General features: G+C 64.3%; 13 protein-coding genes and 1 tRNA gene. 11 read left to right on the top strand and 3 right to left on the bottom strand.

Going from position 1 to position 15,600, the window contains the following annotated elements:
- The first annotated feature begins 25 nt into the window (after window positions 1–25).
- Genes ACUJB0_RS16255 through ACUJB0_RS16240 form a run of 4 tightly spaced genes read left to right on the top strand, consistent with a single transcriptional unit; the run spans window position 26 to window position 5,417 of the window.
- Window positions 26–2,212, top strand: a complete 2,187-nt coding sequence (locus tag ACUJB0_RS16255; RefSeq protein WP_444846134.1) for a beta strand repeat-containing protein — start codon at window positions 26–28, stop codon at window positions 2,210–2,212.
- A gap of 12 nt (window positions 2,213–2,224) precedes the next feature.
- Complete coding sequence (gene aroKB, locus ACUJB0_RS16250; RefSeq protein ID WP_444846133.1) at window positions 2,225–3,868, top strand: bifunctional shikimate kinase/3-dehydroquinate synthase AroKB; 1,644 nt, start codon at window positions 2,225–2,227, stop codon at window positions 3,866–3,868.
- A 12-nt stretch (window positions 3,869–3,880) separates the two neighbouring features.
- Window positions 3,881–5,017 (top strand): deoxyguanosinetriphosphate triphosphohydrolase, encoded by a 1,137-nt coding sequence (locus ACUJB0_RS16245; RefSeq protein WP_161090898.1) that lies wholly within the window; start codon window positions 3,881–3,883, stop codon window positions 5,015–5,017.
- 55 nt (window positions 5,018–5,072) lie between these two features.
- Complete coding sequence (locus tag ACUJB0_RS16240; protein WP_444846132.1) at window positions 5,073–5,417, top strand: hypothetical protein; 345 nt, start codon at window positions 5,073–5,075, stop codon at window positions 5,415–5,417.
- A gap of 2 nt (window positions 5,418–5,419) precedes the next feature.
- On the opposite strand, the gene mutY is transcribed toward ACUJB0_RS16240, so the two are convergent.
- From mutY to mutM, 3 genes are read right to left on the bottom strand one after another with little or no spacing between them, the layout of a single operon-like run.
- Complete coding sequence (gene mutY / locus ACUJB0_RS16235; protein WP_444846131.1) at window positions 5,420–6,550, bottom strand: A/G-specific adenine glycosylase; 1,131 nt, start codon at window positions 6,548–6,550, stop codon at window positions 5,420–5,422.
- A gap of 14 nt (window positions 6,551–6,564) precedes the next feature.
- A complete protein-coding gene (locus ACUJB0_RS16230) occupies window positions 6,565–8,493 on the bottom strand; it encodes a dynamin family protein (RefSeq protein ID WP_444846130.1) in 1,929 nt (642 codons plus the stop codon).
- Window positions 8,494–8,505: 12 nt separating this feature from the next.
- Complete coding sequence (gene mutM, locus ACUJB0_RS16225; RefSeq protein ID WP_444846129.1) at window positions 8,506–9,339, bottom strand: bifunctional DNA-formamidopyrimidine glycosylase/DNA-(apurinic or apyrimidinic site) lyase; 834 nt, start codon at window positions 9,337–9,339, stop codon at window positions 8,506–8,508.
- 145 nt (window positions 9,340–9,484) lie between these two features.
- Here mutM and ACUJB0_RS16220 point away from each other — a divergent pair, with 145 nt between their 5' ends.
- The 7 genes from ACUJB0_RS16220 (at window position 9,485) to pth (ending at window position 15,557) form a co-directional block, all read left to right on the top strand.
- Window positions 9,485–11,272, top strand: a complete 1,788-nt coding sequence (locus ACUJB0_RS16220; protein WP_444846128.1) for a tetratricopeptide repeat protein — start codon at window positions 9,485–9,487, stop codon at window positions 11,270–11,272.
- 10 nt (window positions 11,273–11,282) lie between these two features.
- On the top strand, window positions 11,283–11,906 hold the full coding sequence (locus ACUJB0_RS16215; RefSeq protein WP_444846127.1) for an outer membrane lipoprotein LolB: 624 nt from the start codon (window positions 11,283–11,285) through the stop codon (window positions 11,904–11,906).
- A gap of 8 nt (window positions 11,907–11,914) precedes the next feature.
- Window positions 11,915–12,793 (top strand): 4-(cytidine 5'-diphospho)-2-C-methyl-D-erythritol kinase, encoded by an 879-nt coding sequence (gene ispE, locus ACUJB0_RS16210; protein ID WP_444846126.1) that lies wholly within the window; start codon window positions 11,915–11,917, stop codon window positions 12,791–12,793.
- A gap of 76 nt (window positions 12,794–12,869) precedes the next feature.
- A tRNA-Gln gene (locus tag ACUJB0_RS16205) sits at window positions 12,870–12,946 on the top strand.
- Between the two features lie 165 nt (window positions 12,947–13,111).
- Window positions 13,112–14,062, top strand: a complete 951-nt coding sequence (locus ACUJB0_RS16200) for a ribose-phosphate pyrophosphokinase (RefSeq protein ID WP_117014417.1) — start codon at window positions 13,112–13,114, stop codon at window positions 14,060–14,062.
- Window positions 14,063–14,225: 163 nt separating this feature from the next.
- Entirely contained in the window at window positions 14,226–14,861 is a 636-nt protein-coding gene (locus ACUJB0_RS16195; protein WP_444846125.1) for a 50S ribosomal protein L25/general stress protein Ctc, read from the top strand.
- 114 nt (window positions 14,862–14,975) lie between these two features.
- Window positions 14,976–15,557 carry an aminoacyl-tRNA hydrolase gene (pth, locus tag ACUJB0_RS16190; protein ID WP_117014415.1) on the top strand — a complete coding sequence of 194 codons (582 nt, stop codon included), beginning with the start codon at window positions 14,976–14,978 and terminating at the stop codon, window positions 15,555–15,557.
- Window positions 15,558–15,600: the final 43 nt, after the last annotated feature.

The following is a 15,600-nucleotide window of genomic DNA, read 5'->3' as shown; positions in this document are numbered from 1 at the left end:
CACGAACACTATGGGAACTCGCATCATGAAAAAAATCACCGGATGGCTGGCCATGCTGGCGTGCGCCAGTGTCTTGTCCGCTTGTGGCGGGGGCGGCGGCTCGGCCGGCGCCAACAGCAATGGCGTGGCGCCGTCCAAGGCGGCCAGCGTGGTGCTGACGGCCAGCGCGACCACCATCGCCTCGTCCGGCCTGGACGGCACCGAAGTGACCCTGACCGCCATCGTGCGCGACGCCGGCGGCAACGCGCTGCCCAATGAAACGGTCAACTTCACGGCCAGCTCCGGCACCGTCAGCAGCACCAACCGCGTGACCAACGCCTCCGGCCAGGTGGTCGAGAAGCTCAGCGTAAAGGGCGACTCCACGCCGCGCACCATCACCATCAGCGCCAGCGCCGCCAACGGCGCGGTCAAGTCGAGCGAGCTGTCGGTGGCGGTGATCACCGCCGTGCCGAGCCTGACGCTGACCACCGATTCCGGCACGCTGGCCTCGGTCGGCACCGCCGGCAACGAGGTCAACGTCGTGGCCCTGGTGCGCGATTCCAACAACACCGTGATGTCCGGCGTGACGGTCGACCTCAAGGCCGACTCGGGCAGCCTGTCGCTGACCAACCGCGTCTCCAACGCCCAGGGCATCGTGACCGAGAAGCTGGGCACCGGCGGCGACCCGACCTCGCGCGCGATCAAGATCACGGCCTCGGCGCCGGGCGCGGCGCCGGTGACGGCGATCGTCAACGTGGCCGGCAACAAGCTGACCATCAACGCCCAGCCGACCATCAATGTCGGCGCCAGCGCCGACGTCACGGTCAAGCTGGTCGACTCGGCCGGCAACGGACTGAGCGGCAAGGCCGTGACCTACAGCTCCAATGCCAATGCGCTGACCGTCAAGGGCGGCGGCGCGGCCGTGACCAATTCCGCCGGCCAGCTGGTGCTGACCTATACCGCCAGCGGCGGCAATAGCGACCTGATCACCGTCAAGGCGGCGGGCGAATCGAACTCGGTCGCCATCGCGATCAATTCGTCGAGCTTCGCGGTCAAGGTGCTGGACGCCGGCGGCAACCCCGAAACCACGGCCTTCATCGGCGGCTGCCAGCAGGTGGCGGTCACCGGCGGGCCGGCCGGCAGCGTCACCATCAGCAGCTCGCGCGGCGTGGTGTACAGCGATCCGGCCTGCACCTCCCCGCTCAGCACCACGCTGCCGCTGGCCGGCGGCAACGCCACCGCCTACGTCAACGCGACCGGCCCCGGCGTGGCCACCATCACCGCCGCCGCCACCGGCGGCCTGACCACCCAGACCGACCTGGAGTTCGTGGCGCCGCTGACCAACACCGCCACCGTCACGATACAGGCGGACCCCGCGGTCATCGGCGTCAACAGCCCCGGCAGCACCAGCCAGCAGTCGACGCTGCGCGCCGTGGTGCGCGACGGCACGGTGCAGAACAACGTGGTCAAGAACGCCACCGTGGCCTTCTCCATCCAGTCCGATGTGACCGCCGGTACGCTGACCCAGCCTTCGGTGGTCATCACCGGCGCCGACGGCGCCGCCACGGTCAGTTTCATCGCCGGCGCCAATCAATCGGGGCTGGACGGCGTGAAGATCCAGGCCAAGATCATCGGCGGCTCCGGCGCCAGCGCCGTCGCCAGCCTGACGGTGGCGCAGAAGTCGCTGTTCATCAGCGCCGGTACCGGCAGCACGGTGGGGCAGAGCGGCACGGCGGGCTACCAGCTGGACTACGTGGTGCTGGTGACCGATGCGGCCGGCAACGCGGTCTCGGGCGTCAAGCTGACCGCCTCGGTGCTGCCGGTCACCTACTTCAAGGGCTTCTTGCGGTACACGCTGCCGCTGGGCCCGTGGGAGCCGGCGCAGCACGTGTCCTGCTCGAACGAGGACATCAACCGCGACGGTATCCTCAATCCGGGCGAGGACTTGAACGGCAACGGCGTGCTCGATCCGGGCATCCCGGTCACCGTGACCACCAACATCACCACCGACGCCAAGGGCCAGGCCATCGTCTCGCTGGTGTACCCGCGCGACCGCGCCAACTGGCTCGATTTGAACCTGACCGTGCGCGGCCAGGCAAATGGCACCGAGTCCAGCTACACAGGTCTGGTACACTTGCCGGGTTTGGCCGCCGATTTCGCGACCCAGGCAATTTCGCCTCCGGGCGTATCCAGCCCTTACGGGATATCAACCTTATGTAGTAACCCGAATTAACTCGGACTGTTCATGCCTAATGTGTTTCTAGTCGGCCTGATGGGGGCGGGAAAAACCACCATCGGCCGCATCCTGGCCCGCAAGCTGGGTTTGCGTTTCATAGACTCCGACCACGAGATCGAGGCCCGCACCGGCGCCTCGATCCCATGGATCTTCGAAATCGAAGGCGAGCAGAGCTTCCGCCGGCGGGAGGCCGACGTCATCCGCGAGCTGACGGCCCAGCAGGACCTGGTGCTGGCCACCGGCGGCGGCGCCATCCTGAACGCCGACAGCCGCGCCTACCTGCAGTCGCGCGGCACCGTGATCTACCTGCGCGCCACCGTCAACAGCATCCTGCAGCGCACCGCGCACGACAAGAACCGGCCGCTGCTGCAGACCGCCGATCCGCGCAAAAAGCTCGAGGAATTGATGGCGGTGCGCGATCCCCTGTACATGGAAATTGCCGATATCGTCATCGATACCGGGCGACCTAACGTACAATCGATGGTTCAATCCATCCTGACCCAGCTGGAGACGCGCGCCTGCGAGGCCTCGCCCAACTGCGTCACACAAGCCGAACCAACGATGAACGAACAATCCACCATCCTGTTAAACGTCGAGCTGGGCGAGCGCAGCTATCCCATCTCGATCGGCCCGGCGCTGCTGCAAGACAGCGCGCTGCTGGCGCGTCACGTCCACGGCGACAAGGTCGCCATCGTCACCAACACCACCATCGCGCCGCTGTACCTGGAGCGGGTCGAGGCCGGCCTGCGCCAGGCCGGCAAGCAGGTCACGTCGATCGTGCTGCCGGACGGCGAGGAATACAAGAACTGGTCCAGCCTGATGCAGATCTTCGACGCGCTGCTGGCCGCCAAGGCCGACCGCAAGACCACGCTGATCGCGCTGGGCGGCGGCGTCATCGGCGACCTGACCGGCTACGCGGCCGCCAGCTACATGCGCGGCGTCGACTTCATCCAGGTGCCGACCACCTTGCTGTCGCAGGTCGATTCCTCGGTGGGCGGCAAGACCGGCATCAACCACCCGCTGGGCAAGAACATGATCGGCGCCTTCCACCAGCCGCGCGCGGTGATCGCCGACACGGCCACGCTGGAAACCCTGCCGGCGCGCGAGCTGTCGGCCGGCCTGGCCGAGGTGATCAAGCACGGCGCCATCATCGACGCCGCCTTCTTCGACTGGATCGAGGCCAACATCGGCAAGCTGATGGCGCGCGACAAGGGCGCGCTGGCCTACGCCATCGCCCGCTCGTGCGAGATCAAGGCCGACGTGGTGCGCCAGGACGAACGCGAAGGCGGCCTGCGCGCCATCCTGAATTTCGGCCACACCTTCGGCCACGCCATCGAGAACGGCCTGGGCTACGGCGAGTGGCTGCACGGCGAGGCCGTCGGCTGCGGCATGGTGATGGCGGCCGACCTGTCGCACCGCATGGGCCTGGTCGACGAAGCCACGGTGGCGCGCATGCGCGCGCTGGTGGCGGCGGCCGGCCTGCCGGTCAAGGCGCCCGACCTGGGCGTGGCGCGCTGGCTGGAGCTGATGGAGGTCGACAAGAAGAACGAGGGCGGCGCCATCAAGTTCATCCTGATCAAGCCGCTGGGCGCGCCAAGCATCACCAACGCGCCGCAGGAGCTGCTGCTGGCCACGCTGGCCGCCTGCGTTTAAGCGGAGGCCGCCATGCTGCCCGACGAATTCCTCGCCCCGTACGCGGCCCATTCGGCGGGCGGCGTGGGGCGCCGCTTTGAAGAAACCGCGCACGCCTCGCGCAGCCAGTTCCAGCGCGACCGCGACCGCATCATCCATTCCTCGGCCTTCCGCCGGCTGGAGTACAAGACCCAGGTGTTCCTCAACCACGAGGGCGACCTGTTCCGCACCCGGCTGACGCACAGCCTGGAGGTGGCGCAGATCGGCCGTTCGCTGGCGCGCAACCTGCGGCTGAACGAGGACCTGGTGGAAGCCATCTCGCTGGCGCACGACCTGGGCCACACGCCGTTCGGCCACGTCGGCCAGGACGTGCTCAACGAATGCATGCAGGAGCACGGCGGCTTCGAGCACAACCTGCAGAGCCTGCGCGTGGTGGACGAACTGGAAGAGCACTACGGCGCCTACAACGGACTGAACCTGATGTTCGAGACGCGCGAGGGCATCCTCAAGCACTGCTCGCTGAACAATGCGCGCTTATTGGGGCCGGTGGCGCAGCGCTTCATCGACCGCACGCAGCCGTCGCTGGAGGCGCAGCTGACCAACCTCGCCGACGAGATCGCCTACAACAGTCACGATATCGACGACGGCCTGCGTTCCGGGCTGATCAGCATCGAGCAGCTGGAGCAGGTGGACTTCTTTGCGCGGCTGTGGCGGGATGTGCAGCAGACTTTCCCCGGTTTGTCGGGACGGCGCGCGATCTACGAGACCTTGCGCCGCCTGATCACGGCGCTGGCCGACGATCTGATCGTCACCTCCAGCGGACTGTTGGCCGATGCCGCGCCGAAGAGCCTGGACGAGGTGCGGGCGTCGCCGCCGCTGATTCGTTTTTCCGATCCGATGCGCAAGGACGCGACCGAGCTCAAGCGCTTCCTGCGCGAGAATCTGTACCGTCACTACAAGGTCAACCGGATGCGGGTGAAGGCCAGCCGCATCGTGCGCGAGCTGTACCACGCCTTCATGGCCGAGCCGGTGCTGCTGCCGCCGGACTACCAGGAGAAGTCGGGCGACGTCGGCAAGCAGGCGCGCAAGATCGCCGACTACATCGCCGGCATGACCGACCGCTACGCCATCCGCGAACACCGCAGGCTGTTCTCGCTCGAGGAGCTTTGACGCCACTCAATCGTGCGCTCTTGAGCATCAACGGTGTCCGGGGCATGATGGATAGATGGACGAGCAAATCACACAACTGGATCGGCGGCTGACCTCGGTGGAAAAAGAGGTCGCCGTCCTTGCTGCGGACACGGCCTCCATGCTGCCGCGCCACGCCACCAAGGAAGAGCTTGCCAAGGTCGAGGCCAGACTCGCCATCATCCAGTCCAATTGCGCCACCAAGGAAGACCTCATCAGACTTGAGGCCAAGGTCTCCGCCATTCAGGCCAATTATGCGACCAAGGGGGATATCGCCGATTTGAAGTTGTATTTGGCTAAGCTGGAAACACGCATGATGATATGGGGCGTCGCCGCGTTCATTTCCATTTCCAGCGTGGTGATTAGTGTCGTTAAACTTTGACCTTAGAACATCCTTTGCTGCGCGGCCTTGCTGTCGCCTACCAACTCCAATAGCAGCTTCTTGATCGGCGCCGGCAGCGGGGCGTCGGGGATTTTGGCGGCGTCGTACCAGACGTGGCCGGACTCGGCCGCCATCGCCTGCCGCCGCGCCAGGGTCACGCGGTAGGGCGCGATGTGCAGCTTATAGTGCGTGAACACATGCGTCACCGTCGACAGCCGCTCGTGCGATTCCATCTCGCCGAACTTGCCCACGGCTAGCATCAGCGCGTCGTCGCTGGCCGCCTCCACCTCGTCATCCTCGGCCAGCAGATGGCCATCCAACTCCGGCAGCGACAACAAACCGCCCCATATCCCGCTTGGCGGACGCTGTTCCAGCAACACTTGGCCGCCATCGATAATCGCCAGCATCACCGCATGCTTTTCCGGGCTGACCTTCTTCGGCTTGCGCACCGGCAGGTCCTTGGTGCGATTGGTGGCATAGGCCACGCAGCGCGCCTGCATCGGACAACGCTCGCACGACGGACTGCTGCGCGTGCACAGCGTCGCGCCCATATCCATCAAGCCCTGCGTGTACGCCTCGATACCTTGCTCCGGCAACAGGGCCTCGGCGCGGCGCCACATCGCCTCCTCGGTCTTGCGCTCGCCAGGGTACGTGTCGATGCCGAACACGCGCGCGAACACCCGCTTGACGTTGCCGTCCATGATGGCCGCCCGCGTGCCGCTGGAAAACGCCGAGATCGCCGCCGCCGTCGAACGGCCGATGCCCGGCAACTCCGCCAGCAACAACGGATCGGACGGAAACACGCCGTCATACTCCGCCACCACGCGCTGCGCGCACTTGTGCAGGTTGCGCGCCCGCGTGTAGTAGCCCAGGCCGCTCCACTGCGCCATCACATCCTCGACCGGCGCCGCCGCCAGATCGCGCAGGGTGGGGAAGCGCTCCAGGAAGCGCGCGTAATAACCCAGCACCGCCGACACCTGCGTCTGCTGCAACATGATTTCCGACAGCCAGATCAGATACGCGTCGCGCGTATTCTGCCAAGGCAGCACATGGCGCCCATGCACTTTTTGCCAGCCGATCAGATCGGCCGAGAAACTGGGATCCGCAAAATTCTCTACTTCCACAACCTTCATTCTGTTCCTGTGTTTTAAGCGGCGGCGTCCAGCGCCACGAATTCCGCGTTGATGGCGATGCTGATCTGCCCCGCCAATTCATTGAGCCGCGCCTTCTGCTCCTCCAGCTCCTGCTGGCTGCCCTCAAACGCGTCGATTTTCTGTTCCAGGCTGTCGGTCGCATCGTGGATGCGCTGGATCGACGCCAGCCGGTGTTTCAACTGATCCTTGTGCTGGCGGATCTGCGCCTCCAGCGGCGTCATGATCACCTTCAACCACGCTTCCGCATCGTTGTTGGCGGCGCGGAAGCAGCCGCGCACGCGCGAGGCGATGGTGTCGAAGAACTTCTCCATCAGCACCACGCGGCTGGTGGTCAGCAAGGTGGCCGTGCCGAACTGCTTGTAGTAGATCGCCTCGATGGACGCGATCTCGTCGCGGTAATGGTCCAGCGAGAACGGCATCGGCAGCGCCAGCGTCAGCCCATGCTCGTTGGAGAAGCGGCGATACATCACACCCATCATCTCGCTGATCTCCAGCGTCTTGTGCCCGGCCGCGTCGAGGCTGGCGCGGATGCGCTCGAAGTAGTTGCGCACCGCCTCGCGCACGCCCATGAAGAAGCGGCTGCGCTGCATCTCCTCGCGCACCTGCTCGATGTCGTCGCGCACGATGTCCATGCCCATGCAGGTGTACAGCTCGGTCGACAGCCGCGTGAAAACGGCGCGCGTGGCCTGCAGCTTGAACAGGCTGGCGTCGAATTCTTTTTTCTCGACGTCGATGCGGCGCATCATGTGGGCGATCACGCTCTGGTTCTTGCCGCGCAGGCTCTTGAGCTCGTGCAGCTGCTCGACGATGCCGCGGCTGCGCGCGTTGACCATCGCCAGCTGCGCCGTGCTCAGCGCCTGCAAGTCCTCACCCAGCTGCTTGCGCACGATGTCCTTCTTGGCCGGGATCAGCTCGTTGAACAGCGCGTCCTCCAGCGTTTGCAGGCGGCTGCGTTCCAGCAGCGCCGCGTCCTGCGTGATCTTGCCCACCAGCGCCTTCTGTGCCGATACCGGAAACACCTGGCGCGGCTCCAGCGCCAGCACGTGCGCCACGTTGGCCTGCTGCCGCTCGATCTCGAGGTTGACCTCGGCCTCGCTGCGCAGCTCGTCCCACATGCTGTCTATCTTGTTGAGCACCACCAGCCGCCCAGCGCCGGCGCCGATGTGGTTGCGCCAGACTTCGATGTCGCTCTTGGTCACGCCGGTGTCGGCCGCCAGGATGAACAGCACGGCGTGCGCGTTCGGGATCAGGTTGAGTGTCAGCTCCGGCTCGGTGCCGATCGCGTTCAGGCCCGGCGTGTCCAGGATCACCAGGCCCTGCTTCAACAGCGGATGCGGGAAGTTGATGATCGCGTGGCGCCACAGCGAAATCTCCACCATGCCGGCCTCGTCCAGCGTGACCGGCATGTCGGGATCGTCCTCGTCGTACAGGCCGTAGCGCTTGGCTTCCTCCACCGGCACGTGGCGCGTCATGCTGACCTGCTTGAACACCTCGTGCATGTCGGCGCCCGCGTCCAGGTTCAATGGCAGCACGGTCCAGGCGGCCGGCTGGTCGCGGTAATCGCTGGTGGACAGGTTCTCCGCCCGCGTCTCGATCGGCAGCAGGCGGATCGACGGCGCGAAGCTGGCGTCGTACATCAGCTCGGTCGGGCACATGGTGGTGCGGCCGGCGGCGGAGGGCAGGATGCGCTGGCCGTAGTCTGCGAAGAAAATCGCATTGATCAATTCCGATTTGCCGCGCGAGAATTCGGCGACGAAGGCCACCGACAATTTATCGTCGGCCAGCCGCGCCAGCGCGCGCACGATGCGCTGGTCGGTGGCGGCGTCGGTCAGGGACGCGCCGGCCACCCACGCTTGATAATTTTTCAACGCGGTGACGACGCCCTGCCTCCAGGCGCTGTACTGTTCGAAATCCCTGACCATCTTGTTCCACCCTTATTTTTGGCAATTCACACAGTAGAACGTGGACCGTTGGCCTTGCTTGATCTGCCGTATCGGCGCCGCGCACACCTTGCAGGGGACACCCGCACGATCATAGACGAAATAAGTCTGCTGAAAATACCCGGACTGCCCGTTGACGCTAATAAAATCGCGCAGCGTGCTGCCGCCCTGGACGATGGCTTCGGCCAGGATCTCGCGCACGGCCTGCGCCAGCTTCTCGTAGCGGGCCAGGCTGATGCGCTTGGCCGGCGTCTTCGGGTTGATGCCGGCGCGGAACAAGCTTTCCGATGCATAAATATTGCCGACGCCGACCACGATGTCCCCGGCCAGCAGCACCTGCTTGACGGGCGCGCTGCGCTGCCGGGTTTGATCGTACAGCAATTTGCCGGTGAAGCCCGCCTCCAAGGGTTCCACGCCCAGCTCGCGCAGCAGCGTGTGGTGCTCCAGCAGGCCGTCCGCGTGGTCGTGCCACAGCACGGCGCCGAAGCGGCGCGGGTCCTTCATGCGCAGCACCTGCAGGCCGTTCGGGGTCTCGACCACGAGGTCGAAATGATCATGTTTTTCCGGGACTATCCCGCTGGGCATGATGCGCAGGTGGCCCGACATGCCGAGGTGGATGATCAGCGTGCCATGGTCGAAATGCAGCAGCAGGTACTTGCCGCGGCGGCCGGTGCGCAGCACCTGGTGGCCGGCCAGCAGCTGCGGCAGCTGCGCGGGAAACGGCCAGCGCAGGCCCTCGCGGCGCAGCACCACCTGATGCACGGTGCGTCCCTCGATATGCGGCGCGACCCCGCGCCGGGTGACTTCAACTTCTGGTAATTCTGGCATCTGGATGGTTAAGAGTCGAAATAATGGGGGCTGCACTCTGGCTGCGGCGGAATATTTGGTTACACTAGTCAAAAGACGGAATCGGAGCGTTGAGCGTAAAATCCGATTGCTTCAGTACCTTTTGCCGACTTGCCAGGACCTTCCCTTGAAAAACGCTTTCGCCATTGTAACCCTCTCTGCCGTGCTGTCCGCGTGCGCCGTGGCGCCGCAAAAACAGGCGGAACCAGCCGCCGCCGCACCCGCCGATGCGGCAGGGGAGAGCGCCGCGCCGGTCGCCGCCGCGCCGGCTCCGGCCGCGGCCGACGAAGCGCTGCCCAATGTCGACCTCACCGGTGACATGCTGTTCCGCATCACCAAGGCCGAGCTGGAATTCAAGCAGGGCAATTGGCAGGGGCCCTACATCACGATGCTGGCGCTGGCCCAGCAGACGCGCGATCCGCGCCTGGCGCGCCGCGCCGCCGAGATGGCATTGACCGCCAAGCAGGGACCGGAGGCGCTGTCGGCCATCCGCCTGTGGCGCGGCCTGGCGCCGAACTCGGACGAGGCCACCCAGTATTTCCTGGGCTTCGCCGTTGTCAACGACGACCTGAGCGAGGCGGAGCAGATCTTCGCCGAACGGCTGAAGGCAGCGCCGCCGCAGGCGCGTCCGCTGGCCATGTTCCAGATGCAGCAGTTCCTGCTGCGCGCCAAGGACAAGGCCGCCGCCTTCGCGTTGGAGGACCGCGTGCTGGCGCCGTACAGCGACACGCTGGAAAGCCACCTGATCCTGGCGCAGGGCGCCTTCGGGCTGGGCGACAACGAGCGCTCCCGCGCCGAGGCCGAGCAGGCGCTGCGCATCAAGCCCGATTCCGAGCTGGCCATCCTGACCACGGCGCAGGTGTCCGGCGACATCGACACCGCGCTCAAGGTGCTGTCGACCTTCCTGGACAAGTACCCCAAGTCGCGCGAAGTGCGCGCCGCCTACGCCCGCATCCTGGCCGACGCCAAGCAGACCGAGCTCGCCCGCCAGCAATTCCTGATCCTGCTGAAGGACCAGCCGGACAACATGGCCACGCTGTACGCGCTGGGCGTGATGGCGATGCAGGCCAACGACGTTCCGAACGCGGAGAAATACTTCACCGGCTTCGTTAACGCGCTGGCCGACCACCCGAACGACGAGCGCGATCCGTCCAAGGTGCTGATGATACTGGCGCAGATCGCCGAGCAGCGCAACGACTTCGACGCGGCCTACAACTGGCTGGAGAAGGTCGACGGCGCCGACGAGAAAATCTACCTGGCCGCGCGCATGAAGATGGCGCAGCTGACGGCCCGCAAGGGCAACGTTGACGAGGCGCGCAAGCAGCTGGCCGAGCTCAAGCCCACCGAGGCCGTCGACCAGGCGCAGATCTTCCAGGCCGACGCCCAGATCCTGCGCGACGCCGGCGACCACCGCGCCGCCTACACGGTGCTGGAAAACGCCATCAAGCGCTACCCGGACAATCCCGACCTGCTGTACGACTTCGCGCTGGTGGCCGAGAAGATGGGCAAGCCGGAGCTGATGGAAAAGGCGCTGCGCCAGGTGATGATCGCCGCGCCCGACAACCAGCACGCCTACAACGCGCTGGGCTACTCGCTGGCCGAGCGCAACGAGCGCCTGCCCGAGGCGTACTCGCTGATCGACAAGGCCATGAAGATGGCGCCGGACGATCCCTTCATCATGGACAGCATGGGCTGGGTGCAGTACCGCATGGGCAACCTGAGCGAGGCCGAGGCGATGCTGCGCCGCGCCTACGCGCTGCGCAGCGATCCGGAAATCGCCGTGCACCTGGGCGAGGTGCTGTTCGCCAAGGGCGACAAGGCCGGCGCCCGGCAGATGTGGCAGGAAGCCCAGACCAAAGACCCGAAGAACGACGCGCTGAAAAGCACGCTCGCCCGTTTGAACCAAAGCCTGTAAGCGATACTTGATGACCTCATTCAACCTGCGCCGCGGCGCCCCGGCCGCCATGCTGGCCGCCGCGCTGACGGCTTCCGTGCTGGCCGGCTGCGCCACCACCTCCGCGCCGCGCTCGGCCGCCGCGGTCGCGCCCTACCAGGACAACGTCGATCTGGGCGGCGGCATCGCCATCAACTATATCAAGGACGGCAAGCGCGAATCGGCGACCCTCAGCTTCACCTGGCACCAGACCAAGGCCGCCACCGATGTCACGCTGATCTCGCCGACCCGCCAGGTCCTCGCCATCATCAGCGTGACGCCGGGATTGGCCACGTTGAAGCAAAGCGGCAAGGAGCCACGCTCCGCGCCCGACCTCGACAGCCTGACCACGCAAATGCTGGGCTGGACGCTGCCGGTCTCCGGCCTGCGCGAATGGCTGCAAGGTTATGCCACCGACGCCAGCGGCAAGCGCTTCGTCGCCTCGCCGGCCAACGACACGGTGGTCACGCGCGACGGCTGGAAGGTCGAATACGCCACATGGCAAGACGACAAAGCCGCCGTGCCGCAACCGAAACGCATCGACCTCACGCGCCTGGGCGCGGGGCAGGTGGATGATTTGACGATACGCATCGCCATCCGTCCTGGCACCGAATAAACAGCACCATGAACTCTCTGAAGAATTGCCCGGCCCCGGCCAAGCTCAACCTTTTCCTGCACGTGAACGGCCGCCGCGCCGACGGCTACCATCTGCTGCAAACCGTGTTCCAGCTGATCGACCACGGCGACACGCTGCACTTCGACCTACGCGACGACGACCGGATCCGCCGCGTGACGGACTTGCCCGGCGTGCCGGAAGAGAGCGACCTGATCATCCGCGCCGCGCGCCTGCTGCAGGCCGAGGTGCTGCGCCGCCAGGGCGCGCTGCCGCGCGGCGTCGACATCGCCATCGACAAGGTGCTGCCGATGGGCGGCGGCCTCGGTGGCGGCTCGTCCGACGCGGCCACCACGCTGATGGCGTTGAACTATTTGTGGCAGGCCGGTCTAAGTAAGGAAGAGCTGATGGCGCTGGGCCTGCCGCTGGGCGCGGACATCCCGTTCTTCATCTTCGGCGAGACCGCGTTTGCCGAAGGCGTGGGCGAGGCCATGCGCCCGGTGCGGGCGCCGGATTGTTGGTATGTCGTCATCGAACCGGGCGTCGCCGTACCGACCGCTGCAATTTTTTGCTCGGAACATTTGACAAGGAACACTCCGGTCGTCATAATAACGGACTTTTCCAGCCACCTTGAAAAACAAAACAGTTTTAAAGGGTTTGGAAAGAATGACTTGCAGCAGGTAGCAACGAAGTTATTCCCGCCGGTGGCAGAGGCGATAGAATGGCTCGGTGCTTACGGTGATGCCAGGATGACTGGCTCCGGTGCTTGCGTGTTCTGTGCGGTGGCAACCGAGGAAGAAGCGGATGCGGTGCTTGCGAAAGTACCGGCAAAGTGGAAATCCTGGAAGGCCAAAGCGCTGGATCGCCACCCGATCATCGCAAAGTTGTGAGGCAGTAAAAAAATTTGGCTTAGCGTGAAAATGGCTGTAAAATACCGGCCATGTAACGACAAGCAGTCAGTTGCGTAGGGGAATCGCCAAGCTGGTTAAGGCACTGGATTTTGATTCCAGCATACCAAGGTTCGAATCCTTGTTCCCCTGCCATTCGTTTGTATCTGGACCCGTCGAGGCGAAGTTAGTCTCCGGCCGGATAAGGCAAAGATGGCATCGCCCCAGAGCGAGCCATTCAACTAAGATCTAAGTACAGCGCCGCGCGGCTTCCGCTGGCGACTTTTCAAAAATTTTCATCGACTATCTCTGGGACTCCCAATGGCTTTCGAAAACCTGATGGTTTTTACCGGCAACGCTAATCCTGCATTGGCAGAAGGGGTCGCTAAAAATCTCGGCATCCCTCTCGGCAAGGCAAACGTTTCGAAATTCTCGGACGGCGAAGTGATGGTTGAGATTAACGAGAACGTCCGCGGTAAAGACGTCTTCGTTCTGCAATCGACTTGTGCTCCAACCAACGACAGCCTGATGGAGTTGATCCTGATGGTCGACGCCCTGAAACGCGCGTCCGCTGGCCGTATCACCGCAGCTATTCCTTACTTCGGCTATGCCCGTCAAGACCGCCGCCCACGTTCGGCGCGCGTCGCGATCTCGGCCAAGGTCGTCGCCAACATGCTGGAAGAAGCGGGCGTCGAGCGCGTCCTGATCATGGATCTGCACGCGGACCAGATCCAGGGCTTCTTCGATATCCCGGTTGACAATATTTACGCTTCGCCGATCCTGCTGGGCGACCTGCAGAAGAAGAACTACCAGGACCTGCTGGTGGTATCGCCGGACGTCGGCGGTGTGGTCCGCGCACGCGCCCTGGCTAAACGCCTGGGCTGCGACCTGGCCATCATCGACAAGCGTCGTCCGAAGGCCAACGTGTCGGAAGTGATGAACATCATCGGTGAAGTCGAAGGCCGCAACTGCGTGATCATGGATGACATGGTCGACACCGCGGGTACGCTGGTCAAGGCTGCCGAAGTGCTGAAAGAGCGCGGCGCGAAGAAAGTCATCGCGTATTGCACGCACCCAGTGCTGTCCGGCCCGGCGATCGAGCGCATCACCAGTTCGTCGCTGGACGAGCTGGTCGTGACCGACACGATCCCGTTGTCCGACGCGGCCAAGGCTTGCGGCAAGATCCGCCAGCTGACCTGCGCACCGCTGCTGGCCGAGACGTTCAAACGCATCATCAAGGGCGATTCCGTGATCTCCCTGTTTATCGACTGAGATAAACGATTTAGTCAGTTTTTAGGCGGCTCGCCAGGTAAATATGCCTGGCGAGCCGTTGTACTTCCCGGTTTCATGAGCGCAGTCAGCTCATTTTCGAAGCACCCTGGTCGCGGGGGCTTCATAACACGGGGCGCGAGCCCTGTTATTTTTGGAGTTACACATGAAAGTTGTTGCATTCAAACGCGAATTGCAAGGTTCCGGAGCGAGCCGCCGCCTGCGCAATTCGGGCCAAACCCCAGGCATCATCTACGGCGGTACCGAAGCGCCAGTGACCATCTCGCTGGACCACAACGCGCTGTACCACGCGCTGAAAAAAGAAGCCTTCCACTCGTCGATCCTGGATCTGGAAATCGACGGCAAGACCCAGCAAGTGCTGCTGCGCGACTTCCAAGTCCACGCATACAAGCAACTGGTTCTGCACGCTGACTTCCAGCGCGTTGATGCTTCGAAAAAAGTGCACATGAAAGTGGCTCTGCACTTCGCTAACGCTGACGTGTCCCCAGCAGTCAAACTGCACGGCGCCACCATCAGCCACGTAGCCAACGAAATCGAAGTTTCGTGCCTGCCAAAAGACCTGCCAGAGTTCATCACCGTTGACCTGTCGAACATCGACGTAGGCCACTCGCTGCACATCGGCGAACTGGTTCTGCCAGCCGGCGTGACCGCAGTGACCCACGGCGCCAACCTGACCATCGCTACCGCTTCGGTACCGGCCGGTCACGTTGCTGCTGAAGCCGCTGCTACCGCGGAAGCCCCAGCTGCCGACGCCAAGCCAGCCGCCAAGGCCAAGAAGTAATCACTGACGCCGCCTTCGGGCGGTTGCAGGAGAAAACCCCCGCCAGTGCTTGATGCCGGCGGGGGTTTTTGTTTTTCGGCGATAATCACGTTTCTCTTTTACCGATCACACGTCATGCCTATACGTCTCATCGTCGGCCTCGGCAATCCGGGCCCCGAATACGAACAAACCCGCCACAACGCCGGCTTCTGGCTGGTGGACAATCTCGCCAACGACATCGGCGCGCGCCTGCAGCGCGAGACCAAGTACAACGCGCTGATGGCCAAGGGCGTGGTCGCCGGGCAGGAAGTCTATCTGCTGGAACCGCAGACGTATATGAACCGCTCCGGCCAGTCGGTGGGCGGGCTGTGCCGCTTCTTCAAGATCCAGGCGGACGAGGTGCTGGTCGTGCACGACGAGCTGGACCTGATGCCTGGCGCGGCGCGCCTGAAAAAAGGCGGCTCCTCGGGCGGCCACAACGGCCTGAAGGACATCACCGCCGCGCTCGGCACGCAGGATTACTGGCGGCTGCGGCTGGGCATCGGCCACCCGCGCACCTTGAGTCTGCAGCAGCAGGTGGCGGACTTCGTGCTGCACCGCCCGCGCCGCGAAGACCAGGAGCTGATCGAGCAAGCCATCGACAAATCGCTGCTGGTGATGCCGCAAATCGTCGAAGGCAAATTCGAAGCGGCCACGATGAAATTGCATACAGCCTGAGCCGGTGTAGACTCTGGGGTCAAGTCTTGACCCCAGTCCAACC

It is taken from the genome of Duganella caerulea (assembly GCF_040362985.1).
Taxonomy (GTDB): Bacteria; Pseudomonadota; Gammaproteobacteria; order Burkholderiales; family Burkholderiaceae_D; genus Rugamonas; species Rugamonas vulcania.
This window is presented reverse-complemented; position numbering and strand designations above follow the sequence as displayed.

Coding starts and splice junctions, on each gene's coding strand:
- pth (WP_117014415.1), top strand. CDS start 14,976: ATGCCTATACGTCTCATCGTCGGCCTCGGCAATCCGGGCCCCGAATAC.
- aroKB (WP_444846133.1), top strand. CDS start 2,225: ATGCCTAATGTGTTTCTAGTCGGCCTGATGGGGGCGGGAAAAACCACC.
- ACUJB0_RS16255 (WP_444846134.1), top strand. CDS start 26: ATGAAAAAAATCACCGGATGGCTGGCCATGCTGGCGTGCGCCAGTGTC.
- ACUJB0_RS16200 (WP_117014417.1), top strand. CDS start 13,112: ATGGCTTTCGAAAACCTGATGGTTTTTACCGGCAACGCTAATCCTGCA.
- mutY (WP_444846131.1), bottom strand. CDS start 6,550: ATGAAGGTTGTGGAAGTAGAGAATTTTGCGGATCCCAGTTTCTCGGCC.
- ACUJB0_RS16230 (WP_444846130.1), bottom strand. CDS start 8,493: ATGGTCAGGGATTTCGAACAGTACAGCGCCTGGAGGCAGGGCGTCGTC.
- ACUJB0_RS16240 (WP_444846132.1), top strand. CDS start 5,073: ATGGACGAGCAAATCACACAACTGGATCGGCGGCTGACCTCGGTGGAA.
- ACUJB0_RS16215 (WP_444846127.1), top strand. CDS start 11,283: ATGACCTCATTCAACCTGCGCCGCGGCGCCCCGGCCGCCATGCTGGCC.
- ispE (WP_444846126.1), top strand. CDS start 11,915: ATGAACTCTCTGAAGAATTGCCCGGCCCCGGCCAAGCTCAACCTTTTC.
- ACUJB0_RS16245 (WP_161090898.1), top strand. CDS start 3,881: ATGCTGCCCGACGAATTCCTCGCCCCGTACGCGGCCCATTCGGCGGGC.
- mutM (WP_444846129.1), bottom strand. CDS start 9,339: ATGCCAGAATTACCAGAAGTTGAAGTCACCCGGCGCGGGGTCGCGCCG.
- ACUJB0_RS16195 (WP_444846125.1), top strand. CDS start 14,226: ATGAAAGTTGTTGCATTCAAACGCGAATTGCAAGGTTCCGGAGCGAGC.